Genomic DNA, 23,185 nt, shown 5'->3' with positions numbered 1-23,185 from the left:
GATTCACAGGCTTGTGACATACTGAGCAGATTAAATATCCCATCAGCAAATTGGCTTAAAATCGTCACAGATTTTGGCCAACTTTTCCATGGTCCTGTGGGGACATTGGAAGAGTTTAGCCATTACTGTGAACATCTAAATAAGCGAAGGCGACATTTCTCAAGTAGTTGCCAATTTATGCCAACTAACTAAGCTCAAACGTTCATATCGCTCCTAATTTCTCAGCCTCGTTAGCAGAGTTAACACCTCTTGCGCTAAAAACAGAGATTAACGACTGATTTTGCCGATTTAGGCTGATTTCCAAAGTGTATTTTTACTAAGCACAGCTTTTTAAGGTGTTTAACTGCTTTGCCCTTTAACAGCTCTCTGTAATCTTGCTATGTTGTTGATTAATAATGGCTGGCTAATGTTTTAGTGGATTAATAATGGCTGGCTAATGTTTTAGTGGTTTTATATTGTATGTTTATTAGCAACACAGGATTTAAAGGTGTTTATTAAGTCTTGCGTTGAACGTTACATAGTAACCTTGTTATGTTGGTATCTAATATTGGTTTGCAATAATTTTTTGGAAACTAGCTAAGTTATCGTTTCGACGTGTATTTCAGATGTAGTCCTAGGGGGGGGGCAATCATGAAGTATGGAAAGCTTACCATTGTAACTTGCAGTTTTGTTCTGTCGCTTTTGGCGGGTTGTGGCGGAAGTGGTGGCGGTAATTCTAATATTACAGAACCATCACCTGAGCCAATACCAGACAATAGTGCACCAGTCGTTAGGCATGAACCCACGTACGATGTTTTGATAGATGAGAACATCATTTATGCTGAAGGGCTTGTTCACGATAGCTCAAGTACGGTTCCTTTTGCTTCTTCTATACCGTTAGACGTTTACTATCCTAATAATGCATCTACCAATAGACCCGTTTTTATGTTTATTCATGGCGGTGGCTTTACAGGTGGAACAAAACAGAACCCTAAGATAATTGAAATGGCTAACTACTACTCCTCAAGAGGGTGGGTTTTTGTTTCTATTGATTATCGGACGACAAAGGCCTTAGGTAGTTTACAAGGAATGAGGCAAGAGCAAGTGTTGACGTATTATCAAGGAATTGCACCACAAGAGTGGCTTGAATACGGTTTACAAGGTGCCGAATCTGTCCCAATGTTTCAGCAGAGTGTGGCTATGTATACCGCCCAAAGGGATGCTAAAGCGGCATTGCGTTGGATCGTAGCCAATTCTAGCGCCTATAACATCAATACGGAGTTTATTACCGTTGGTGGGGCTTCAGCTGGTTCAATTACGACGGTTGCGTTAGGGATTTCGAACCAAGAGGATTTTAGTGATGAGCTGACGATAGCTGAAGATCCTACACTTGCCACTACACATTTGAATCAGAATTATAATGTTAAAAGCATGGTTTATTTTTGGGGATCAAACATAAAGCTTGATGTGTTTGAAGGGGTTTATCAGTTTAACCGCTACGATGCCGACGATCCTGAATTGTTCATGGGGCATGGAGAAGCCTATGATGCGGTTACGCCTTATGAAGAAGCCCTCGAACTGCAAAGCATCTATGACTCTTTGGGGATTTACAGCAGGCTCGCAACGCTACTATTACCAAACGGTGATCTTGCAGGACATGGCGCATGGGATGGGGTTGTAGAAGGGAAAGGGCTATTTGAGTTAGTTTTTGACTTTTTGGTAGAAAGACAAAAGCTCGATGCTGTTTGAGTATCCATAAAGACTGGCTTTAGAATTGTTAAGTAAAAGCCTGACTCATTAGTTTTAACACTCGTTTTCAAAAGGAGTTTGAATTGCAGCAAGAAGTTACGTTTCCGTCAGATAATGCAATACTCGCAGGAACCTTTACGGTACCCGATGGTAACGCACAAGCTTGCGTGGTCATGGTTCACGGTAGCGGCCCTCAAGATAGAGACGGAAATATTGGCGGTTTCAACACGCAAATATTTAAATACATTGCCGAGTCTATAGCTGAGCAAGGCATTGCTTCATTACGCTATGACAAACGAGGCTGTGGTAAAAGCGCAGGTAATTATAAAATTGCTGGGCTATCTGAGATGGTCGATGATGCTTGTGCTGCTATAGATTTTATTACACAGCAGACAAATATAAATTCAAACAATATCTATCTGCTTGGGCATAGTGAGGGCGCGGTGCTAGCACCTGAAATTGCCGCTAAGAGGCCAAATATTGCAGGCATATTGATGCTATGCGCTAGCCTTAGAAGTTTTGAAGCTGATGGTGTTAAAAACGCCGAGGTACTCAATCGAGATCTCGATAAGATGGCTGGCATCAAAGGGATGCTGATGCGAAAGCTTTTTTATACCAAAGACCCATTAAAGACGATGACAAGCCTTAGGCAAAAGGTTGAAAAAACTAAGTCTAAGAGAATGTGGGTTTCTTTTACGAGGGTGAGCACAAAGTTTTATCGTGAGACCTTCAATTATGATGTTAAATCGCTTTTGAAAACGACAACGCATCCGATATTAGCAATTGGTGGCAGTAAAGATTTTCAATGTCACCCTGATGATACGCTATTAATTCCAAAGGTATCATCCGCTCAAGTAGAAGCACATGTTGTTGACGGTATGGATCATACACTTCGATTGCAAACGCAGCAGCCTTCAATGTTGAGTTATGCAAGGTCTTGCTCATCTCCTGTCATGGAAGAAGTTAATCAGAGAATACTAGTTTGGATTAAGCAGCAGATCGCTGATCGTTGTAGTGATTAAGAAGCTGTAATTGGTATTTTAAGATACCTTTCTGCACTATTTGGCAGTTTTCTTATTAGTTTTCTTATTAGTTTTCTTGTTAGTTTTAGTGGTTGTGAGTCAGTCCATGAAAATTAAAGTACAACTCTCTGTTAAAACCTAATAATCAGTGTTTTATAGCTTTCAGTTAAGTGATACATACGCTAGCTGTGTCACTTTGTTGCTAAGTTATATTTTTAGCTGTTTTCTGTCGTTAATATCATTCCTGTTGTTGTAAAATATCACATTAACCTGTTGTAAATCTGATGATTTTAGGAATCCTATGAAACCGCTGTTTACCATACTTTCGCTGCTATTTATCATTTCTGGTTGTAGCTTAACACCCAATCCTGTGCTGGTAAGTGATATCCAATTCAAAGATGGAGCTTTTGAGCGCTGTATTAAAAAACTTAATGTTAAGCAGGTGGCTGAGGTTACCCATGTCATTTGTAATCACAGTGAAATTAAAGATGTCAGTGAACTTAAGTTCTTTACTCAAGTGCAAGAGATCCAGTTGGTTAAAAATGAGGTAGAGCGCATTGATGTATCATCGCTTTCGCAACTAAAACGCTTAACTGTGCCGGAGAACCGTTTAACGGCCATTGATGTCAGTGCAAATCCGCAACTTGAATTTTTAAATATCTCTCGCAATGCCATTACCAAGTTAGATCTTAGCAACAACACTAACCTTGAAGGCTTGTATGCCTATCAAACTCAGCTTAAGGCGCTTAATATCGGTCACCTTACTGGACTTAAGCGGCTTGGCATCACCCAAAGTAAGCTTACCGAACTTGATTTACGCCAAAGCCATCAGCTTGAACAGTTGTTTGTTTCTGGTGCTTTATTAGGGGAGATGGATTTGTCCCATTTAACCCATCTTAGAAACCTAGAGGTACCAAACAACCAGCTTAATCGATTGGTGTTAGGCGCACATCCTCATTTGGTTAAACTCAATGTGCGTAATAATCAGCTGCAACAGATAGATTTATCAAGGGTGGCTAAGGTAAACCAGTTGTTTGCCAGTTTTAACCAACTTTCTACGGTTGATTTATCCGGTTTACCACTGCTTGATAATGCCGAGTTGCATAACAATAATATTAGCGAGTTAGATGTACAGCACAATAAGCAGCTCATGCGTTTACTGGCGTTTAATAACCCTTTAATGAGTCTAACTCGCAATGATGGCCAACAGATAAAGTACCTATCGATTGAAGGAACGCCAGTTGCTGATGCCCATTTTGCAGCCGATGAAATAGGGCTGGTGGTACCGAGCGTTACCGTATTAAAAGGCGGTAAGAAACCATCGATTAAAGACAACTTTAGGCCGCTGTACAGTCAGATTATCGCACCTAAGCTTGGTGATCTTATCGGGTTTCAATATAAGGTAACCAGTAACAGTAAACATCCAGGAACAGAAAGCTTTCCCATCACAGTGCGAGTGACTCATCCGCCTATCACTCCAACAGGAACTGATGAGACTCGTACCGTAAGTAGTTGGCCAGATACCATGTTTGAGCACGAACGTAATCAAGCGTTATGGCAGTTTAGCGATCCTGCGGTGTTAGTGGCGGGAGTATGGACCTTTGAGATCATCTACCAAGAGCAAGTGTTAGCAGAACATCACTTTGTGATACAAACCTCAGATGATTCGGTATTTATTGATGCCAACAGTGATGATCAATCCTTTACTATTTTCGATAGTGTCATTAATGGTACCAACCAGTTGTGTCATGATCTGCGTTACTATCAATGTCTCAATATTGACTCTCCTAAGGCTTGCCACAGTGAACTAGTTAGCTTCGAAAAAGCTTGTAAGGCTAAAGCGCTGCAGAAGACCCATAATGTGTTTAAGTATCGAGCGGGTAATACGTTAGATCAGCTTAAACGCTACCATACTTATTATTTAGCTTGCCTAGCTGACAATAAGCTTCAGCAGGGTGAGGGGGAGGGTGATCTCGACCAGTTTGCCGAGTGTTTGATTGCTGATTAACGGGTGTATCTTGCGACTATGTGAGTAGACAATTTTTTGTAATGGTGCCCATTTAGTGGGACGATTACAGCGCTGAACGGTGATTTTCAGGTTAGACTAGTTAGCTTTGGTTGTTGTGCGAAGTTGGTTTTGCTAGGTGAGGTTAGTTGATTATTTAAAAAGGGTTTAACCTAGCGACTATCAAAATTGCTGCTTGGTTTTTGACCGTTTAGCGCGCTGTGTGCCTATATTAGCTATGTGTGGTGGGCAGCTTTTGACATTCTTTACTACTATAATTATGGTAGTAAAAACCCGTAAGGAAGAACATATGTGTTCTTTAACTGTTGATGAAAAACAATGGATTAAGTCGTCTTATAATCTACTGATAGATAAAGAGGTCGATCTTGGCAAGCAGTTTTTTTTAACGCTTTTTGAAATGGCACCGTTAGTTAAACCTATGTTCAAACGAGATATTGATATTGTGCAAGTTCATTTTAATGAGATCATCGCTACGGCAGTCCATAAAATTGATAAGTTTGACGAAATTAAACCAGCTTTATTTGAGTTAGGTAAGAAACATGCAGATTTTGGTGCGCAAAAAGAACATTTTAAAGTGGTTAAGGCCGCTTTGATTTTAACCTTAGAGTCTGAGCTAAGAGGGTACTCAAATGAACAGGTTCGTTTAGCATGGGAAAACTATTACGATAATATTTCGCAAGTCATGATAGAGGGTCTCGAAAGTCAGCGTTAATCAATTAAACTCTCTTTGAGGGACCCAATTACCTGTTAACAATCGTCTTCTTTTGCCTTGTTTCACCCATTAGTATTGCTGCTAGTGCTTCAACAACTCAATCAACTTCATGATTATTCTTACAATTCAGCATTGCGCTTGCTGGTTAGTGTTAACAATCCTTGCTAAACACCTTAACGCTGTATTCTCTAATGTTGGTTGGCGAGCTATATTCTACGTGGCACTCAAACGTACCATTGCGAATTTTTGCCAGTTTGTCTTGCCATTTAATGGGGACTATTGCTGTTGCAGCTTGGTGGGGCATCACTGCGGTAAAAGCATAGTCTTCTTCTGGTAAGCCAAATACGGCACGGTAGTTAGCCTCAACGCCACTTGCCAGTGGCGGTAGAGGATACCCTAAGCTGACGTACAGTCGCGTACCAGAGACACCAATAAAGAACTCGCCGGCCAACACATCCCAGTTCGGATGGCCATTGCACTGGTAACTGCAACCTTCGAGATGGCTAATGTCATCTATGCTGCTTTTGTTATAGGCCAGTTTATTTTGGCTTTGTATTTGCGCTGCTAGTTGATGCAGTTGGGCAATATTGGCATCACGAGCTAAATTAATCAATTTTGGTGCCGCCACAATAGCGAGCACAGTGATAATCACAATGGTGACCACCAGTTCGATAAGCGTAAAGCCGCTTTGGCGTAAAGCAACTAAAGGACTGAACCCTTGCGCTTGTTGCTGTACTTGTTGTTGAGCTCTTCGTATAGGATGTTGTATTGGTAGTCGCTCATTGCTTTGCGTTTTTTGGCAAAGCATGCGTTTAAATAACGGTGTAAACAAGGGGAAGTGAATAGCGGAAAATAGGTTTGCCATAGACTGCTCAAACAAGGGAAACAAGTTGCGCAGCCTAATGGCTAGATAGATGCCCTTCAAGCACAGCTGGATACAAAGTGTTGCATTTGGCGGGTTTTGTTGACTTACTCACACTTTAGTTCAGTGCGAGTTGCATTTACGATTTGATTTTAAGTTTAAAAAGCCACTAGTTTTAACATTTTAGGCTATCTCTTAGCTAGCGTAAAAGCTAAACCAACCGAGCAATAAAAAAGCCAGCGTATGCTGGCTTTTTGCTTATGGCTAATAAAGGGTAGGTGGTCCACTTCAAAAACTACCTACAAATCTCGTATTAGCTAAATTGGTTCATAGTGTTGTCTTTACCTGATGCTTTTAGTGCTTGGTCACCAGAGAAGTACTCTTTGTGATCATCACCCATGTCAGAACCAGCCATGTTTTGATGTTTTACACACGCGATTCCTTGGCGGATCTCTTTACGCTGAACATTGGCAACATAACCTAGCATGCCTTGGTCACCGAAGTATTCTTTAGCCAAGTTGTCGGTAGACAGTGCGGCTGTATGGTACGTCGGTAGCGTAATAAGGTGGTGGAAAATACCAGCTTCACGGGCTGCGTCGGCCTGGAACGTACGGATTTTCTCGTCTGCAAGTTGGGCTAATTCAGTCTCATCATAGTCAACACTCATTAGGTTGTTACGATCGTAGGCTGAGGTGTCTTCGCCCGCTTCTTGCATTGCATCAAATACTTGCTGACGGAAATTCAGTGTCCAGTTAAATGATGGCGAGTTGTTGTAAACTAGCTTAGCATTTGGAATCACTTTACGAATTTCGTTTACCATGCCACCAATTTGCGCCACATGTGGTTTTTCAGTTTCAATCCACAGTAAGTCAGCGCCGTTTTGTAGTGACGTAATACAATCAAGTACACAACGTGCTTCACCGGTACCTTGACGGAATTTAAATAAACCGTTAGGTAGGCGTGCAGGCTTCACTAGTTGGCCGTTTTGCTGGAATACAACATCACCATTAGCTAAGTTTGCGGCATCAACTGGCTCAACATCTAAGAAGGCATTGTATTGCTCACCAAGATCGCCAGGCGTATTAGTGACCGCAATTTTCTGAGTCAAGCCAGCACCTAGAGAGTCGGTGCGGGCAACAATTACACCGTCATCGATACCTAGTTCTAGGAATGCGTAGCGTACAGCGTTGATTTTAGCTAAAAACTCAACATGTGGTACGGTTACTTTGCCGTCTTGGTGGCCACATTGTTTAACATCAGATACCTGGTTTTCAAGCTGGATACAACACGCACCGGCTTCAATCATCTGTTTAGCCATTAGGTAAGTGGCTTCTTCGTTACCAAAACCTGCATCAATATCGGCAATGATAGGTACAACATGGGTCTCGAAGTTGTCGATCTTGGCTTGAATGGCAGGTTTGTCAGTTTCTGAGGCGTCATCGAGCTCTCTAAACAGTCCACCTAACTCACGGGCATCAGCCTGACGTAAGAAGGTATAAAGCTCTTTAATTAAAGCCGCAACCGATGTCTTTTCATGCATAGACTGATCAGGTAGTGGGCCAAACTCACTACGCAGTGCTGCAACCATCCAACCTGATAGGTATAGGTAACGGCGTTTGGTGCTCAGTAGATGCTTTTTAATCGAAATCATTTTTTGTTGGCCAATAAAGCCGTGCCAGCAACCTAATGATTGGGTGTATTGTGAAGAGTCTTTGTCATAATTGTCCATGTCTTCACGCATGATTTTGGCAGTGTACTTGGCAATGTCGAGTCCAGTTTTGAAACGGTTTTGTAGTCTCATGCGAGCTACTGACTCAGGGTTTATGGCATTCCAGGCACTACCTTCAGCATTAATCAAGGTAGCAGCTTCATCGATGTTAGCTCTGTAGTTCGTCATGATAGTATTCCTTTAACAAATGATTAGCGGCGATTGATTACGTTGAAAATAATAGTCACATCATGTTTAATAACACTAATTTATACTTACTATTTTCGGTATTAGTTTTATGAATATTAGTCGTATCGACCTGAATTTATTAGTTTATTTAGATGTTTTACTGCGAGAAAGAAACGTCACAAAGGCCGCAGATCAGTTAGGAATTAGCCAACCAGCAATGAGTAATGGCTTAAAAAGACTACGGGTGTTATTTGACGATCCGCTACTGATTAGAACCAGTAAAGGCATGACGCCTACCGAAAGAGCACAAGAAATTCAACCTATTATCAGCGAGTTAATTATAGGGTTAGAAAAAGCTGTGCAGCCAAGGGCCAAATTTAATGCATTAGAAAGTGAGCAAGTCTTTCGTGTGATGGCCAGTGATTATGCTGAAGCAACTTTGTTGCCTCCCCTAATCGACAAACTAAGAAAACATGCTCCTGGGGTCATTCTAGATATCATGACCCCCAGTGATGTGAGCTTTTTAGATGTGGAGCAGGGGCGGGTTGATATGGTCATTAACCGCTTTGATAGCATCCCGCAGTCGTTTCATCAAAAAGTATTGTGGAATGATGACTTTAGTTGTGTCGTAAGTAACAGTAATCCAGTACTTGAGCGCTTTAGTTTAGAAAGCTATTTAACTGCCAATCATGTTTGGGTAAGTAAAACGGGTATGGGGGTTGGTGTGGGGATGGATCCTGATGATGTTCAACGACTTGGTTGGGTAGATGAAGCTTTATCGAGAATTGGCCAAAAACGACGCATTACGGTGTTTACTCGACATTATCAAGCAGCGTGTTTGTTGGCAGAACAACAAGATTTGATCGCGACCATCCCTAGTAAAATGGCGCGTCAACATGATAATAACCCCAATGTGACCATCTTAGAACCGCCATTTATTATCCCACCAATCGCACTAACAATGGCTTGGAGCCCTTTGCTACAGCACAATCCAGCGCATCGTTGGATGAGGCTGCTTATCACTCAAACAGCAGATGACTTAAATCGACTCTATTAATGGCTTGATTTAACAATGTAGTTTTATTACCAAAAAAACGCCACCAAAATAACTTTGATGAATACTGGTGATAGTTGATATATATTTCTATTATTATTGGGTGTTGGTTACTATCGGAATTCAGGTTGTATTGTCTAGCTGCGTCTAGCGTTTAAGCAAAGGGATAGAAAGATGGATAGATTAGTCACCAAGTGTCAACTTAAGGTCGATAGTGAACTCGCTGAACTTATTGATAATGAAATGATCCCAGGCAGTGGCATTAATGCCGATCAATTCTGGCAAGCTCTGAGCGATATTACTCATGAACTTGCACCCGAGAACGCCGCGCTGTTATATAAGCGTGAGCAGTTACAGAAGCAAATCGACCAATGGCATCAAGATCCAGGCAATCAAACATTTGACCAGGCTTCCTACCAAGCATTCTTATCAAAAATAGGTTATTTAGCTGCTCAAGTTGATGACTTTAACGTGTCAACGGCGGGGGTAGACAGCGAAATAGCTTCGCAAGCTGGGCCGCAGTTAGTGGTGCCGGTCAAAAATGCACGTTTTGCTTTAAATGCAGCCAATGCCCGTTGGGGGAGTCTATACGATGCACTTTACGGTACTGATGCCATTGATGAAGAAAATGGTGCAGAAAAGGGCGGCCAATATAATCCAGTTAGGGGCGCTAAGGTTATTGCTTATGGTAAAGCGTTATTGGATAAGCACTTTCCGCTTACCAATGGCAGCCATAGTGATGCAGTTAGCTATCAAATCGATAGCGATCTTAGGGTTAAGCTTGCTAACGGTGAGTTGGTCACGCTGAGTAAGCCAAAACAATTTGTTGGTTATCAATGTGATGCTGCTTGTCCGAGTGCGGTTTTGTTAAAGAACAATGGCCTGCATATTGAAATTCAAATTGATGGCCAACACGTGATTGGTAAAGCAGATCTTGCAAATGTCAAAGACTTGCTTGTAGAGGCGGCTGTGACCACCATTATGGATTGTGAAGACTCAGTTGCTGCTGTTGATGGTGAAGACAAAGTCGAGGTGTACCGCAACTGGCTTGGTCTAATGAAAGGCGATTTAACCGCGAGTCTAGATAAAGGGGGCAAGCAGTTAGTACGTCGTTTAAATCCCGATCGCCACTACAATACGGCCGATGGTAGCCAAATCACCTTACCGGGACGCAGTTTATTGTTTGTAAGAAATGTTGGCCATTTAATGACCATTGATGCGGTGCAAGACAGTAAAGGACAAGCAATTCCCGAAGGGATTCTAGATGGGCTGTGCACGGTATTGGCCGCTATGCACGATTTAGCAAAGCAAGGCCAAGGTCAGTGTAACTCTCGTTGTGGCTCTATATATATTGTTAAGCCAAAGATGCATGGGCCTGAGGAGGTCGCGTTTGCTAATAAATTGTTTGGCTGTATTGAACAAGCTTTGGGGCTACCAGCCTTTACCATCAAAATGGGTATTATGGATGAAGAGCGTCGCACAACAGTTAACTTAAAAGCGTGTATTTATGCTGCTAAGGAGCGAGTGGTATTTATTAATACTGGGTTTTTAGATAGAACCGGTGATGAAATTCACACTGCTATGCATGCAGGTCCCATGGTACCTAAATCTCAAATGAAACAGCAGCAGTGGATAAAAGCTTATGAAGATTGGAACGTCGACATTGGCCTTGCCTGTGGTCTACAAGGCGTAGCTCAATTAGGAAAGGGGATGTGGCCTATGCCCGATGAGATGGCGGCGATGATGGAGCAAAAAATTGCTCATCCACAGTCTGGCGCTAATACCGCATGGGTACCATCGCCAACAGGCGCGGTATTACATGCACTGCATTATCATCAGGTGAGTGTTGTGGATGTTCAAGACACGCTTAAAGATAAATCAAGAGCTACGCTTAGCCAGTTATTAACCCTGCCTTTGGCACCAAGTGCTGGCAGTATCGATGCCGACTTGGTACAGCAAGAAGTCGACAACTGTGCGCAAGGTATTTTAGGCTATGTCGTACGCTGGATTGACCAAGGCGTCGGTTGCTCAAAAGTGCCAGATATTCACAATGTCGGTTTGATGGAAGATAGGGCGACGTTAAGGATTTCATCGCAATACCTCGCAAACTGGTTACTGCATGGGGTGACGACTAAAGCGCAAGTTATGGATAGCCTTAAACGTATGGCGTTAGTGGTTGATAAACAAAATGCCCCCGACTCGCAGTACATTGATATGGCGCCTGAATACTCGGGAGTCGCATTTAATACCGCCTGCGCATTGATATTTGAGGGACAATCACAACCTTCTGGTTACACAGAGCCGTTGCTGCATGCAAATCGAATCCTAGCTAAGTCTCTTGCTTAGTCATTTAGCAAGTCATCTAGCTAAGTTGCTTAACTGAGTCATCAAGCGAGCCTCGTTAATATAGAGGTACTGTCAATTTAGCCAATAAAAAAGCCAGCGTTAATGCTGGCTTTTTTGTTTTTTATCAGTTTACTCGAGCTAGATAATCGCTAAAGCGAAAAGATCATTAATGCAAGAGCAAGTACCTTATGCAATTCACCTTACACAACTCACCTTACCTGAGCAGGTCATTAGCTCAGGTCATCTTGATATGCGCGGCCATAATAACTGTCTAAGAATAGCTGTTTTAGTTCAGAAATTAGTGGGTAGCGCGGGTTAGCACCAGTACATTGATCATCAAATGCATCTTCGGCTAACTCGTCGAGTTTTGCCAAGAAGTCGGCTTCGTTGACGCCTGCTTCTTGAATTGAAGCCGGTATGCCAATCGCCTTCTTGAGTTCATCGACTTTTTCAAGCAGTGCTTCAACTTTTTCCTCATCACTATTGCCTTCTAAATTAAGGTGGTCGGCAATAGCACCATAGCGGCACAATGCTTTCGGGCGGTCATATTGGCTAAATGCAGCCTGTTTTGTTGGCATATCGGTGGCATTAAAGCGAATGACATTACTGATTAACAATGCATTAGCTAAACCGTGGGCCAAGTGGAACTCAGCACCAAGTTTATGGGCCATTGAGTGACAAATACCCAAGAATGCGTTAGCAAAGGCGATACCAGCGATGGTCGCGCCATTGTGAACTTTTTCACGTGCAATAGGTGCGTTGGCGCCATGCTCATAAGCATCTGGTAGGTGCTTGAACAATAAATCGAGCGCTTGCAATGCTTGGCCATCGCTATATTCATTGGCCATTACGCTCACATAGGCTTCTAGTGCATGGGTCACCGCGTCAATGCCACCAAAGGCTGTTAGTGATTTTGGCATGTCCATGACTAAGTTCGGGTCAACAATGGCCATGTTTGGCGTGAGTTCATAATCGGCTATGGGGTATTTCATGCCTGTTTGCTCGTCGGTAACAACGGCAAAAGGTGTGACTTCAGAACCGGTTCCCGATGTGGTTGGGATGGCAACCATACTGGCTTTCTTACCCAATTTAGGGAATTTATAAATACGTTTACGGATATCCATAAAGCGTAATGCAAGATCAGCAAAGTCGACATCGGGATGCTCATACATAACCCAGATAATTTTTGCAGCATCCATTGGCGAGCCACCACCTAGTGCGATGATAACGTCAGGTTGGAAACTCGCAGCGACTTTAGCACCTTGATTAACAATGGCGAGCGTGGGGTCGGCTTCTACGTCATAAAAGACTTCGGTTTCTAATCCCTGAGCTTTTAAGATCTTAATGGTTTCGTCGCAGTAACCGTTATTGAACAGGTACTTATCTGTTACTATCAAGGCGCGTTTTTTATCGCTTAACTCTTCAAGGGCGATGGGTAAGCTGCCGCGTCTGAAATAAATAGAAGAAGGAAGTTTATGCCACAACATATTTTCTGCTCGCTTAGCTACCATTTTCTTGTTGATCAGATGACTGGGGCCGACATTTTCAGAAATAGAATTTCCGCCCCAAGAACCGCAACCTAAGGTGAGTGAAGGCGCGAGCTTAAAGTTATAAAGATCGCCAATACCACCTTGTGATGCTGGCGTATTGATTAAGATCCTTGCGGTCTTCATTCTAAAACCAAAGGTTTTAACTCGTTCTGTTTGGGTATCTTGATCGGTATATAAACCTGAGGTGTGGCCTATGCCACCTAATGTGACTAGCGCTTCAGCTTTATCAACGGCATCGGCAAAATCGCTGGCACGATACATGGCTAATAGCGGTGATAATTTCTCATGGGCAAAAGCTTCCTCTTCGCTAACTTGGGTTGCTTCGCCGATCAGTACTTTTGTCCATGCTGGGACCTCAATATCGGCCATTGCTGCGATGGTTGCTGCGCTTTGACCAACAATATCAGCGTTGAGGTTACCATTTTTTAAGATAACAGATTGCATGGCTTTTGCTTCATCGGCACTAAGGATATAGCCACCATGAGTAGCAAAACGTTCTTTTACTTGCTCATAGATCTCATCAACGACCACAACGGCTTGCTCGGAAGCACATACCACACCGTTATCAAAGGTTTTGGACATTAAAATTGAGCTAACAGCTCGTTTAATATCGGCGGTTTCATCAATCACAATTGGGGTATTACCGGCACCTACACCGATAGCGGGCTTACCTGAAGAGTAGGCCGCTTTAACCATTCCAGGTCCACCAGTTGCGAGGATCAGGTTAATTTTGTCGTGGGTCATTAACTGATTCGATAACGCCACACTAGGTTGGTCTATCCAACCGATAATGTCTTTAGGTGCGCCGGCTTCGATTGCAGCATCAAGGACTAATCTTGCAGCGGTAGTTGTCGATTCTTTCGCTCGTGGGTGCGGCGAAAATATAATGCCATTACGGGTTTTTAAGCTGATAAGCGCTTTAAAAATAGCCGTTGATGTTGGGTTGGTAGTCGGTACAATCCCGCAGATCAATCCCACAGGTTCAGCGATGGTAATGGTGCCGAATGTGGGGTCTTCTTCTAAAATGCCACAGGTTTTATCGTCTTTATACTTGTTGTAAATGTATTCAGACGCGAAATGGTTTTTGATTACCTTGTCTTCAATTACCCCCATGCCGGTTTCTTCGGCGGCCATTTTAGCCAGAGAAATACGGGCATCTGCAGCGGCGAGAGCTGCCGCACGGAAAATTTTGTCGACTTGGGCTTGGCTGAAATTAGCGAACTTAGCTTGAGCGTCCGCGACACGTTGCACCAGTTGATTGAGTTCTTGCTCATTAGTGACTGTCATAAAGCGATCCTTGAAAAAAATTTAGCCAAAAACAATTTTGGCTAAATTCTCTCCTATGGAGAAAAATTACACCTAAAACTGCTTAGTATCTGTGATCATACCCGCATTTATGGCTGTATATGTAATTAAATAACGATGTTAACGACTTGTTTGCCGATTGAGTAAACAATTTACTTAATTTGCCCCTTTTATTTTTAATTCAAAGTTGTGAGATAAGCTAGAAAATGCTGATTTTACTCTGACCTTTCATCGGGTACATTAGCGCCTCAAATTTTTTACTGTCATTTAATTTAGGCAAACGAGGCGCATGATGAGGGTGTGGTTGTGGATTTAACACTGTACGTGAAGTTTTTTCTGGGCTTAGTCGCGATTATCAATCCCATTGGCTTACTTCCCGTTTTCGTGAGTTTGACCAGTCATCAAACCGCCGTTGAACGTAACCTTACCGGTAAAGTTGCCAACTTCGCGGTAGTGATTATTTTGGTGGTGACCATTTTTGCAGGCCAACATATTCTCAATATGTTTAGTATCTCTTTGTCTGCCTTTCGTATTGCAGGTGGAAGTTTGATAGCTATTATTGCCATGTCGATGCTGCAGGGGAAATTGGGTGAGGTAAAACGCAACCAAGAAGAGAAAGGTGAATCTTCTGGGATGGAATCTGTGGCAGTGGTGCCACTTGCGCTACCTCTAATGGCAGGTCCTGGTGCTATCAGTTCGGTGATTGTCTCAGCAGCAGAACATGACAGTTTTATCACTCATGTTGGTATGTCACTTACCGTAGTGGTGTTTGGCCTAACCAGTTTTACCTTGTTTCGATTAGCACCGGTGATTTATAAGATTTTGGGTAAAACAGGAATTAACGTTATTACCCGTTTAATGGGTCTACTTATGTTGGCCATCGGCATCGAGGTGATAGCCGCCGGCTTTAAAGGCTTGTTCCCAAGCCTTGCCGGATAAACTACTCGTTAAGTTGCAGCTTATATTAAATCAATCAGTGCATCGGTTTTTGGACTAAACAAATGCTGATGCAATCTAGCGGCAAATTCATCTGTCATACCTGAGATATAGTCAGCAATAACCCGCTGGCTATTTAATCCATGTTGCTCGGCGTGTTGCCACCTTTGTTGGGTACTGACTGGCAGTAAGCGAGTTGGATCCGATGCAAAGGCTTCAAACAATTCCATTACAATCTGCTGGCCTTTATATTCAAGCATCTGTATTTCGGGCTTGCGAATGACGTATTTATATACAAACCGTTTTAATACGTCTAACGCTTGGGCAAAAGCTGGCGTTAACTTAGCTTGGTAGCGCAATAAGGGCTCATCAAACTCAGTTTGCTCTTCAATATGTATGGCGGTAACAAAGCCGTTAACTAAGGTGCCAATGGCATCTTTACGTTGATGATGGGCACCAGAAAATAGCGCATCACCTATAGTGATAAATTCCTGGGCAATCCATTCGTCTTCGCTTGCTTCTAGAATATGTTGCACGTCTTGTTGCCACATGCTTTGGGTGACAATTCCCATGACGATAGCATCTTCTAGATCATGGATGGCATAGGCCGTGTCGTCAGCTAATTCCATGATGGATGCGTCAAAGGATTTATAGCGGGTGCGCTTATGTTGATTCGGGTCTGTTTGCGAATTGCTGGCAAATAGCTGTTTGTCATGGGCGTTTAGTGGTGATAATACCCAGTTCAAAATATCACTATCATCATCGAATATGCCTTTAACCGGTGGCCACTGGGATGGTTTTAACTGGCGGTGGTTGACGACTTCGTCTTGAACCTGTGTTTGATACAATGCGCTGTAGGTGGCAGGGTATTTTAATATGCCCAGTAACGTGCGTCGGCATAAATTCATACCATAGTGCTCAGTATAAGGCTCTAGGCAGGTTAAAATCCTAAATGTCTGGCCGTTGCCTTCAAAGCCGCCTTGATTGCGCATCATGTAATTAAGCGCCACTTCGCCACCGTGCCCAAAAGGTGGATGGCCAATGTCATGGGCAAGGCATAATGATTCAATTAAACTCATCGAATCCAATAGGTAGTCTAAATCTGGATACTTCTGTTTGAGTTGCGCCCTTATACCTGTGCCGATTTGCGATACTTCTAGCGAATGGGTGAGGCGTGTTCGATAAAAATCGTTCATACCCACACCTAATACTTGGGTTTTAGCTTGTAGGCGCCTAAAGGCGGCAGAATGTAAGATCCGAGCGCGATCGCGCTGGTAAGGAGAGCGATGATCATCACGACGTTTTTTGTTTTCTGTTAATCGTCTTTCATGCCATAGTTCAGATGTCATTATCGCTCCTTGCCGGTTTTGCTGTGTATTTTGCTTATAGCAGTCGGTTTATATCATCAAGGTTTAGGGTGAAACTTGGGACAAAGCACTCCATAAAGTACTTCACTGCCGGGTCACTGTTCTTCATAATCGCTGATTCTAAGCGCCTTTTAGCAGTATTAAATTCGTGGTTACCTGCTCCTTGTTCCTCTAAACACTTGAGATAAGCGCATAGGGTGTCAGCTGACTTTACGATGCGTTTGTAATCATTGTCAGCGTGTTCACTGGTTAGCAGTGATTGATAATCAGCTTTGAACTCTTCTGGAACCATCTCTAATAATCGATGCTCAGCGATAGCTTCAATCTTTTTATACTCAGCTTCTATCTCTTTATTGAAGTACTTAACTGGGGTGGGCAGATCGCCGGTGAGAATTTCACTTGCATCATGGAAGATGGCGACGGTTGCTGCTCTATCAGGGCATAGATTGGCGCCAAATTTTCGATTGCCGATGATGACTAAGGCGTGGGCGACCATGGCGACCTGTAAGGAGTGCTCTTGAACATTTTCCGGTCTAACGTTGTACATCAGTGGCCAGCGTTGGATTAACTTCATTCTGGCAAGATGGGCAAATAGGTGGCTCATATTTCTCCTGCAAACATGATGGCGACTAGTTATGTTATGCCATACTTTTAACACAATTACTGCAGTTAATTCGGCTTAAAAGCGATTAAGGCAATGAAACCAATATCATTTAAACCTAAACGTGTCTTTTAAACGATAAAGGCGACCTAAGGTCGCCTTTTTTAGCTTATTGGCGGTAGCCGTCTAGGAACTCGCCAAACTCTATCAGTGCTTTTTCTAACTCTTCTTTGTGGGGTAAGAATACCACCCGCACATGATCGGGCTCTGGCCAATTAAAGGCACTGCCTTGGACCAGGAGAATCTTTTTCTCTTTTAATAAATCGAGCACTAAACGTTCATCGTCGCGAAGATTAAACTTCTTAGCGTCCAGCTTGGGGAACGCATATAACGCGCCTTTAGGGCACTTTACGCTGACACCTGGAATTTGATTAAGTAGTTCAAAACACGTATCGCGCTGCACTTTTAATCGGCCTTCATCTGCCACTAATTCATTGATACTCTGGTAACCGCCTAACGCGGTTTGGATAGCATGTTGATTAGGCACATTTGAGCAAAGGCGCATGGAGGCTAGCATGTCTAAACCTTCAATATAGCTTTTAGCTGCTTTTAAGTTACCAGATAGCATCATCCAACCGACACGAAACCCTGCAGCGCGATAGGACTTTGATAAGCCGTTAAAGGTCACGGTTAAGATATCCTCTGAAAGACTCGCCGCTGGTATATGCTGGGCTTCGTCATACAGGATCTTGTCGTAGATTTCGTCTGCAAACAAAATAATGTCATGCTGCCTGCAAAGCTCGATAATCTCTAATAGCAAGGCTTTTGAGTAAACTGCTCCAGTGGGGTTATTGGGGTTAATTAACACAATGCCACGGGTACGATTGCTGATTTTTGCTTTGATATCGTCAATGTCTGGGAACCAGTCTGACTCTTCATCACAGCGATAGTGTTGCGCTTTGCCACCACTTAAATGCACAGCAGCAGTCCACAGTGGATAATCAGGCGAGGGCACTAGGATTTCATCATCGGTATTGAGTAGTCCCTGCATGGCCATGACAATAAGCTCAGAAACCCCATTACCGATGTAAATATTTTCAATATCCACACCAAAAATACCTTGAGCTTGGTAATGCTGTACTACCGCTTTACGTGCGGAAAACAGACCTTTAGATTCGCTGTAGCCTTGGGCGCTAGGTAGATTTAAGATCACATCACGGACGATCTCTTCCGGTGCTTCAAATCCAAACGGGGCCGGATTACCAATATTAAGTTTGAGAATGCGGTGGCCTTCGTCTTCTAGACGTCTCGCTTCTTTGTGCACTGGTCCACGTATATCGTAACAGACCGAATCTAATTTATTGGACTTAATTATTGGCCGCATGGCTACCTCGTTAATGCCTTAATATGGTTGGCGGTAATACATTCTCTGACACCCGTCGGTGCTCATGTTGAGGGGTGTGGTGGCTATTGTTAACCTACGCCGAAGAGATTAATTGGCACAATAACTAAAAAGTGTTGGTTTAGAAAGAGAAATTCGCCTTTGTTGTGGATTTTTTTGATTTTTGAGTGGTTGAATATTCTGTTGGCAGCATTTTAGTAGTGCTTGCTTGATATTTTAATCTGTACAGGCCGCTCTGCCTGGTTTTATATATCGCGCTATTATTGGTTTAGCAACAAAAAAGCCGATGTGAAAACATCGGCTTTTAAAATAGTCAATCGAGCTTAAACGCGCTTTTTAAATTCGTGAGTACGCGTGTCGATTTCAATGATATCGCCAGTTTTAACGAAATCAGCAACACTTAACGTTGCGCCACCAGCGATAGTCGCAGGCTTCATCACTTTACCTGAAGTATCACCACGTGCAGAAGGTTCTGTGTAAGTGACTTCACGGGTGACAGAAGTTGGTAGTTCAACAGAAATAGCTTTACCTTCATAGAATGTAACTTGGCAAACTTCTTCCATACCATCAACGATGTACTGCGCAGCTTCACCTAGGTTACCTGCTTCAACATCATATTGGTTGTACTCGCTATCCATGAATACATACATAGGATCAGCAAAATAAGAGTAAGTACAATCTAGACGCTCTAGAATGATGTCTTCCATCTTATCTTCACCTTTAAAGGTGGTTTCTGTTGTCGTATCAGCCAAAATGTTTTTCAACTTCATTTTAACGATAGCCGCGTTACGACCAGAGCGAGTAGTTTCAGTTTTTAATACAACCCATGGGTTGCCATCTAACATGATCACGTTACCAGGACGGAGTTCATGAGCAGTTTTCATTACATTATTCCTATGCTAGGTTTTTTATTTAACGCCGTATCTTAGCGATTTTTGACGAAATGAACTAGTCGTGTTGCAAGATCTTCGTCATCAATCGCGTTAATTGGCCATATTTTCGCATGTTTTTTCAGCTTTTCGGCATGAGTTTCAAACTGACGCCAATCATTAACCGTTTCAAGTTGATTGTCGGTATTGAAATTTGTACATAAATTTTGCCAAGTTGACGCAATTTGTGGCTCAAGTATTTTGCAATAGTGCTGATAGAAAGCCTCAAGTTTGACTAGATGGTAATCATCTTCTTGGGGATAGATGTGCCAGATAAAAGGTTTCGCAGCCCATTGCGCCCTTAAAAATGAATCCTCACCGCGGACAATATTAACATCACAGCTCCACAGTAACCGATCATAGTCTTGCTGATCTGTGACTGGCAGTATGTGTAAATGCACATTACCGACCTGCCAATGTTGGCCGATTTCAAAGGGGTTACCATCTGGATTAAACAGTGGCTTTAAGCTGTTAAGACTTCGCCCCATCGGTACCAACAATCGTGTGGTCACTTTAGCCTGCTGCCAGTGTTTGCATAACGCCACTAACGCCTCTGATTCATAACTAAACACGCTGATAAGCTGATCGCTTGGCTGATAATGTCTAACACCTAAAGCTTCTAGTAATACGGCTTTGTTAGTTATGTCAGCCTGCCAATTATCTCGCTCGGTAAATAGGTTTTTCTCACAAATAAGGCCACCGGTTTTAGGAGTAAAGCCGGGGAAAAAGAACCACTTTTTAAGACCGGAAGCTTGCATAGAGGGCAGGGCGTGGCAATCATCCACCCATTGTTCGGCGCTCAAATATTCAAGATTCAGCCAAACTGGCTGTGGCAGTTCACTCGTTTTTAATGACACTAACTGGCTTTTAACGTCATCGGGTAACTCACAAGCAAAAGCTTCTATCAGTGCGCTACCAGGCTTGTAGGCGACGCTCATTGGCTTGGTCCAATGATGAATTGTAATGCCATTGACCTGCTGTACAGGAATATGAGCATCCACCTGTGGTTGAATGTGTTTGAAACTAATTAAGTCGTCAACCCATAAGGTTATTTCTAGCTGGTACTCAGTTGATAATTGCTTTGCTAGGCGCCAGCAAACGCCGATGTCACCATAGTTGTCTACGACTGAACAGAAGATGTCCCAATGAGAAGCGGTTTCATTAGCCATTTAGTTACTCATTAAAAAAAGCGGCCACAGCCGCTTTTAATTGGATAGTTAGAAAATCGCGTCTTGCGACACTAGTCTTCTAATTCTGCTAAACACATCTCTTCGTAGATCTGTTTTACCCACTTGTCGACACGTTCTTCAGTGAGTTCTGGTTGACGGTCCTCGTCGATACCTAAGCCAACAAAATGTTTGTCACCGGCCATACCTTTAGACGCTTCGAAATCGTAACCGTCGATTGGCCAATGACCAATCACGATAGCACCACGGGCTTCAACGATTTCGTTAACCATACCCATCGCATCGAGGAAGTACTCAGCGTAGTCTTCTTGGTCACCACAGCCGAAAATAGCAACTAATTTATCTTCAAAGTCAATTTGCTCAAGCTCAGGGAAAAAGTCATCCCAATCACATTGTGCTTCGCCATAGTACCAAGTTGGAATACCAAAAATCAGTAGATCATACTCTTGGATCTGCTCTTTGGTGCTTTTAGCGATATCTTTAACTTCGACCATTTTCTTACCCAGTTTTTTCTGGATCATTTTGGCCACGGCTTCGGTATTACCTGTATCGCTACCGAAAAAAAGACCTACAGTTGCCATTGTCTTTCCTTAATCTAGTTCACTATCTATTAGAATTCACTTTAGCTTAGGCATTAATTTGCTTTTGTAAAATGGATTCAATTAATTGACTGCGGCTGATGTTACTGGCCAATGCTTTTTCATTCAAGGCGTCATACAAATCTTGTGACACCTTTAACTCTATTCGCTTTAATCCAGCAGCTCTGTCGCGTTGAATTTGGTTTCTCTTGTTGACCTTTAGTTGTTGCTCTCTTGGCAGTGGGTTACTGCGGGGGCGTCCACGACGCTTTTCGTTAGCAAACAGGTCTATTGTTGTTCTATCGGATGTTTCTTTAGCCATGAATACTTGCTTAACCTATGCCTGAGGACTCCCAGGACACCTGGATGATACCTTTTGCCACAAACCCGGCGCAGCCGAGAAAGAGCACTAGCCATACTATATAACGACCAAACTTGGGGACTTTGCCCTGTTTAAGCACGTCATGAATCGCCATGCCGATAAAGAAAAATATCGCCGCGAAAAAAAAGTTAAGACCTAAGGTCTCAATTTGTTCCATATACTGAGATAACATACTTCAGTTCCCTCAGGCCTAAAAAGAGGCGCGAATATACCATAGTTCAAGTCTCTCTGCTATACGCTTTACGCAGTATCAAAGGATCATTTTTGGCTATGTTTGTTAATAAAATCAGCTACTATTCGATTGAAAATCTCGGGTTTTTGCGCATGTAACCAATGCCCCGTTGCCGCAATGGTCTTCGATTCTATGTTTGGTAGTTGTTCAATATATGCTTGACGATGGGCTGCAGTAACATAGTCTGAGTCTCCACCTCGTATACACAGTGCTGGACCTAGGTAACTTGTTGGGAAGCTTGGCCAACCTATCAATTCATCATAACTTTGTTGAAGGCCAGTCAAGTTCATTCGCCAGCTAAAACTTTGCTCGTTTCTTATTAGGTTTTTAATTAAAAACATGGCCGTACCGTCATCAATACCTTGATGTTTAAGGTGTGACATTGCGTCGTTGCGACTGGTGATTTGCTCAAGCGGTAAGCTGGTTAATGCGGCAAACACCTTGTCATGGCGACGAGGGTAGGCAACCGGAGAGATGTCAGCAGCAATTACGCTAGATACCTTCTCTGGGTATGACAATGCCGTGGCCATGGCGATTTTTCCGCCCATTGAATGACCCACTAAATGGGCTTTATCTATTTGTAGATGATCTAGTAACTCAATGATCGCTTCAGCTAGCGATGCATACGACATCTGTGACCATTTTGGACTTAGCCCGTGGTTAGGCACATCAATTCTCACAACATGATAGTGCTGACTTAAATGCCGGCCTAAGGTTTTTAGGTTGTCGGCACTGCCAAAAAGGCCATGGATTAACATTACCGTGTCACCGGTACCTTGTTGTTCAAAATGAATCATTGAACTTCACCTACAATGGATAAATTGTCGCAAATTGTGCCTGCAAATTGATGGCAAAGACAAGGTTAAATGCATAAAGGCTGATATTGTTGCTGAGTTTTTATGCAAAACGATCGGTAAAAAAGGATCTGGTTATGATCTTTGGTTTTTTTGAATGATCAGCCCTTTATTATCGCAGGGAAAATACCATACACTAGGTCGGTCTTTTTATTTGAGTGAGTGGTTGATTGAATTTCACTGCGCTTTCAAATGTGTTTACTACTTAAGGAAGA

19 protein-coding genes and 1 pseudogene are annotated in these 23,185 nt (G+C 42.8%); 8 read left to right on the top strand and 12 right to left on the bottom strand.

Annotation, left to right across the window (positions count from 1 at the left end; translation table 11 throughout):
• The 5 genes and pseudogenes from ACHUFW_RS19210 to ACHUFW_RS19190 form a co-directional block, all read left to right on the top strand.
• Positions 1–192, top strand: a pseudogene (locus tag ACHUFW_RS19210) (transposase); the annotation flags it as partial.
• 438 nt (positions 193–630) lie between these two features.
• Entirely contained in the window at positions 631–1,728 is a 1,098-nt protein-coding gene (locus ACHUFW_RS19205) for a hypothetical protein (RefSeq protein WP_394205381.1), read from the top strand.
• A gap of 83 nt (positions 1,729–1,811) precedes the next feature.
• Positions 1,812–2,750, top strand: a complete 939-nt coding sequence (locus ACHUFW_RS19200) for an alpha/beta hydrolase (protein WP_394205380.1) — start codon at positions 1,812–1,814, stop codon at positions 2,748–2,750.
• Positions 2,751–3,051: 301 nt separating this feature from the next.
• The gene (locus ACHUFW_RS19195; RefSeq protein ID WP_394205378.1) at positions 3,052–4,758 is read left to right on the top strand and encodes a leucine-rich repeat domain-containing protein; all 1,707 of its coding nucleotides are present in this window, start codon (positions 3,052–3,054) and stop codon (positions 4,756–4,758) included.
• A gap of 193 nt (positions 4,759–4,951) precedes the next feature.
• Positions 4,952–5,488 (top strand): globin domain-containing protein, encoded by a 537-nt coding sequence (locus tag ACHUFW_RS19190; protein ID WP_394205376.1) that lies wholly within the window; start codon positions 4,952–4,954, stop codon positions 5,486–5,488.
• Between the two features lie 151 nt (positions 5,489–5,639).
• On the opposite strand, the gene ACHUFW_RS19185 is transcribed toward ACHUFW_RS19190, so the two are convergent.
• Together ACHUFW_RS19185 and ACHUFW_RS19180 are read right to left on the bottom strand one after the other, a co-directional pair.
• The gene (locus ACHUFW_RS19185) at positions 5,640–6,353 is read right to left on the bottom strand and encodes a type II secretion system protein (protein ID WP_394205374.1); all 714 of its coding nucleotides are present in this window, start codon (positions 6,351–6,353) and stop codon (positions 5,640–5,642) included.
• A gap of 310 nt (positions 6,354–6,663) precedes the next feature.
• Positions 6,664–8,247: an isocitrate lyase gene (locus tag ACHUFW_RS19180; RefSeq protein WP_394205372.1), complete on the bottom strand. Its 1,584-nt coding sequence runs from the start codon at positions 8,245–8,247 to the stop codon at positions 6,664–6,666.
• A gap of 109 nt (positions 8,248–8,356) precedes the next feature.
• Here ACHUFW_RS19180 and ACHUFW_RS19175 point away from each other — a divergent pair, with 109 nt between their 5' ends.
• Together ACHUFW_RS19175 and ACHUFW_RS19170 are read left to right on the top strand one after the other, a co-directional pair.
• Positions 8,357–9,304, top strand: coding sequence for a LysR family transcriptional regulator (locus tag ACHUFW_RS19175; RefSeq protein ID WP_394205370.1), 948 nt, complete (start codon positions 8,357–8,359; stop codon positions 9,302–9,304).
• A 171-nt stretch (positions 9,305–9,475) separates the two neighbouring features.
• The gene (locus ACHUFW_RS19170) at positions 9,476–11,647 is read left to right on the top strand and encodes a malate synthase G (protein WP_394205368.1); all 2,172 of its coding nucleotides are present in this window, start codon (positions 9,476–9,478) and stop codon (positions 11,645–11,647) included.
• A gap of 230 nt (positions 11,648–11,877) precedes the next feature.
• Here ACHUFW_RS19170 and adhE read toward each other — a convergent pair whose 3' ends face one another.
• Positions 11,878–14,484 carry a bifunctional acetaldehyde-CoA/alcohol dehydrogenase gene (gene adhE / locus ACHUFW_RS19165; protein WP_394205367.1) on the bottom strand — a complete coding sequence of 869 codons (2,607 nt, stop codon included), beginning with the start codon at positions 14,482–14,484 and terminating at the stop codon, positions 11,878–11,880.
• Between the two features lie 324 nt (positions 14,485–14,808).
• On the opposite strand from adhE, the gene ACHUFW_RS19160 reads away from it, so the two are divergent.
• The gene (locus ACHUFW_RS19160; protein WP_394205365.1) at positions 14,809–15,441 is read left to right on the top strand and encodes a YchE family NAAT transporter; all 633 of its coding nucleotides are present in this window, start codon (positions 14,809–14,811) and stop codon (positions 15,439–15,441) included.
• Between the two features lie 20 nt (positions 15,442–15,461).
• Here the strand turns inward: ACHUFW_RS19160 and ACHUFW_RS19155 are convergent, their stop codons facing one another.
• The 9 genes from ACHUFW_RS19155 to ACHUFW_RS19115 form a co-directional block, all read right to left on the bottom strand.
• Positions 15,462–16,787 carry an anti-phage deoxyguanosine triphosphatase gene (locus ACHUFW_RS19155; RefSeq protein ID WP_394205363.1) on the bottom strand — a complete coding sequence of 442 codons (1,326 nt, stop codon included), beginning with the start codon at positions 16,785–16,787 and terminating at the stop codon, positions 15,462–15,464.
• A 34-nt stretch (positions 16,788–16,821) separates the two neighbouring features.
• Complete coding sequence (gene yfbR / locus ACHUFW_RS19150; protein WP_394205361.1) at positions 16,822–17,409, bottom strand: 5'-deoxynucleotidase; 588 nt, start codon at positions 17,407–17,409, stop codon at positions 16,822–16,824.
• Positions 17,410–17,575: 166 nt separating this feature from the next.
• Positions 17,576–18,790, bottom strand: a complete 1,215-nt coding sequence (locus ACHUFW_RS19145) for a pyridoxal phosphate-dependent aminotransferase (protein WP_394205359.1) — start codon at positions 18,788–18,790, stop codon at positions 17,576–17,578.
• 341 nt (positions 18,791–19,131) lie between these two features.
• The gene (gene efp / locus ACHUFW_RS19140) at positions 19,132–19,692 is read right to left on the bottom strand and encodes an elongation factor P (protein ID WP_394205357.1); all 561 of its coding nucleotides are present in this window, start codon (positions 19,690–19,692) and stop codon (positions 19,132–19,134) included.
• A 41-nt stretch (positions 19,693–19,733) separates the two neighbouring features.
• Positions 19,734–20,906, bottom strand: coding sequence for an elongation factor P maturation arginine rhamnosyltransferase EarP (gene earP / locus ACHUFW_RS19135; RefSeq protein WP_394205355.1), 1,173 nt, complete (start codon positions 20,904–20,906; stop codon positions 19,734–19,736).
• 71 nt (positions 20,907–20,977) lie between these two features.
• Entirely contained in the window at positions 20,978–21,505 is a 528-nt protein-coding gene (gene fldA / locus ACHUFW_RS19130; protein ID WP_394205353.1) for a flavodoxin FldA, read from the bottom strand.
• A 46-nt stretch (positions 21,506–21,551) separates the two neighbouring features.
• Positions 21,552–21,824 (bottom strand): LexA regulated protein, encoded by a 273-nt coding sequence (gene ybfE, locus ACHUFW_RS19125; RefSeq protein ID WP_028772166.1) that lies wholly within the window; start codon positions 21,822–21,824, stop codon positions 21,552–21,554.
• Positions 21,825–21,834: 10 nt separating this feature from the next.
• The gene (locus tag ACHUFW_RS19120) at positions 21,835–22,056 is read right to left on the bottom strand and encodes a DUF2788 domain-containing protein (protein ID WP_394205352.1); all 222 of its coding nucleotides are present in this window, start codon (positions 22,054–22,056) and stop codon (positions 21,835–21,837) included.
• A gap of 86 nt (positions 22,057–22,142) precedes the next feature.
• Entirely contained in the window at positions 22,143–22,910 is a 768-nt protein-coding gene (locus tag ACHUFW_RS19115; protein WP_394205382.1) for an alpha/beta fold hydrolase, read from the bottom strand.
• Positions 22,911–23,185 lie beyond the last annotated feature (275 nt).

Source organism: Shewanella waksmanii (assembly GCF_043643685.1).
GTDB lineage: Bacteria > Pseudomonadota > Gammaproteobacteria > Enterobacterales > Shewanellaceae > Shewanella > Shewanella waksmanii_A.
The sequence above is the reverse complement of the archived record's forward strand: the minus strand, read 5'-3'. Positions and strand labels throughout refer to the sequence as shown.

Bases quoted from the DNA above. Each gene is read 5' to 3' on its own strand.
- adhE (WP_394205367.1), bottom strand. From the start codon at position 14,484: ATGACAGTCACTAATGAGCAAGAACTCAATCAACTGGTGCAACGTGTC.
- fldA (WP_394205353.1), bottom strand. From the start codon at position 21,505: ATGGCAACTGTAGGTCTTTTTTTCGGTAGCGATACAGGTAATACCGAA.
- efp (WP_394205357.1), bottom strand. From the start codon at position 19,692: ATGAAAACTGCTCATGAACTCCGTCCTGGTAACGTGATCATGTTAGAT.
- ACHUFW_RS19180 (WP_394205372.1), bottom strand. From the start codon at position 8,247: ATGACGAACTACAGAGCTAACATCGATGAAGCTGCTACCTTGATTAAT.
- earP (WP_394205355.1), bottom strand. From the start codon at position 20,906: ATGGCTAATGAAACCGCTTCTCATTGGGACATCTTCTGTTCAGTCGTA.
- ACHUFW_RS19155 (WP_394205363.1), bottom strand. From the start codon at position 16,787: ATGACATCTGAACTATGGCATGAAAGACGATTAACAGAAAACAAAAAA.
- ACHUFW_RS19170 (WP_394205368.1), top strand. From the start codon at position 9,476: ATGGATAGATTAGTCACCAAGTGTCAACTTAAGGTCGATAGTGAACTC.
- ACHUFW_RS19145 (WP_394205359.1), bottom strand. From the start codon at position 18,790: ATGCGGCCAATAATTAAGTCCAATAAATTAGATTCGGTCTGTTACGAT.
- yfbR (WP_394205361.1), bottom strand. From the start codon at position 17,409: ATGAGCCACCTATTTGCCCATCTTGCCAGAATGAAGTTAATCCAACGC.
- ybfE (WP_028772166.1), bottom strand. From the start codon at position 21,824: ATGGCTAAAGAAACATCCGATAGAACAACAATAGACCTGTTTGCTAAC.
- ACHUFW_RS19120 (WP_394205352.1), bottom strand. From the start codon at position 22,056: ATGTTATCTCAGTATATGGAACAAATTGAGACCTTAGGTCTTAACTTT.
- ACHUFW_RS19175 (WP_394205370.1), top strand. From the start codon at position 8,357: ATGAATATTAGTCGTATCGACCTGAATTTATTAGTTTATTTAGATGTT.
- ACHUFW_RS19195 (WP_394205378.1), top strand. From the start codon at position 3,052: ATGAAACCGCTGTTTACCATACTTTCGCTGCTATTTATCATTTCTGGT.
- ACHUFW_RS19185 (WP_394205374.1), bottom strand. From the start codon at position 6,353: ATGGCAAACCTATTTTCCGCTATTCACTTCCCCTTGTTTACACCGTTA.
- ACHUFW_RS19205 (WP_394205381.1), top strand. From the start codon at position 631: ATGAAGTATGGAAAGCTTACCATTGTAACTTGCAGTTTTGTTCTGTCG.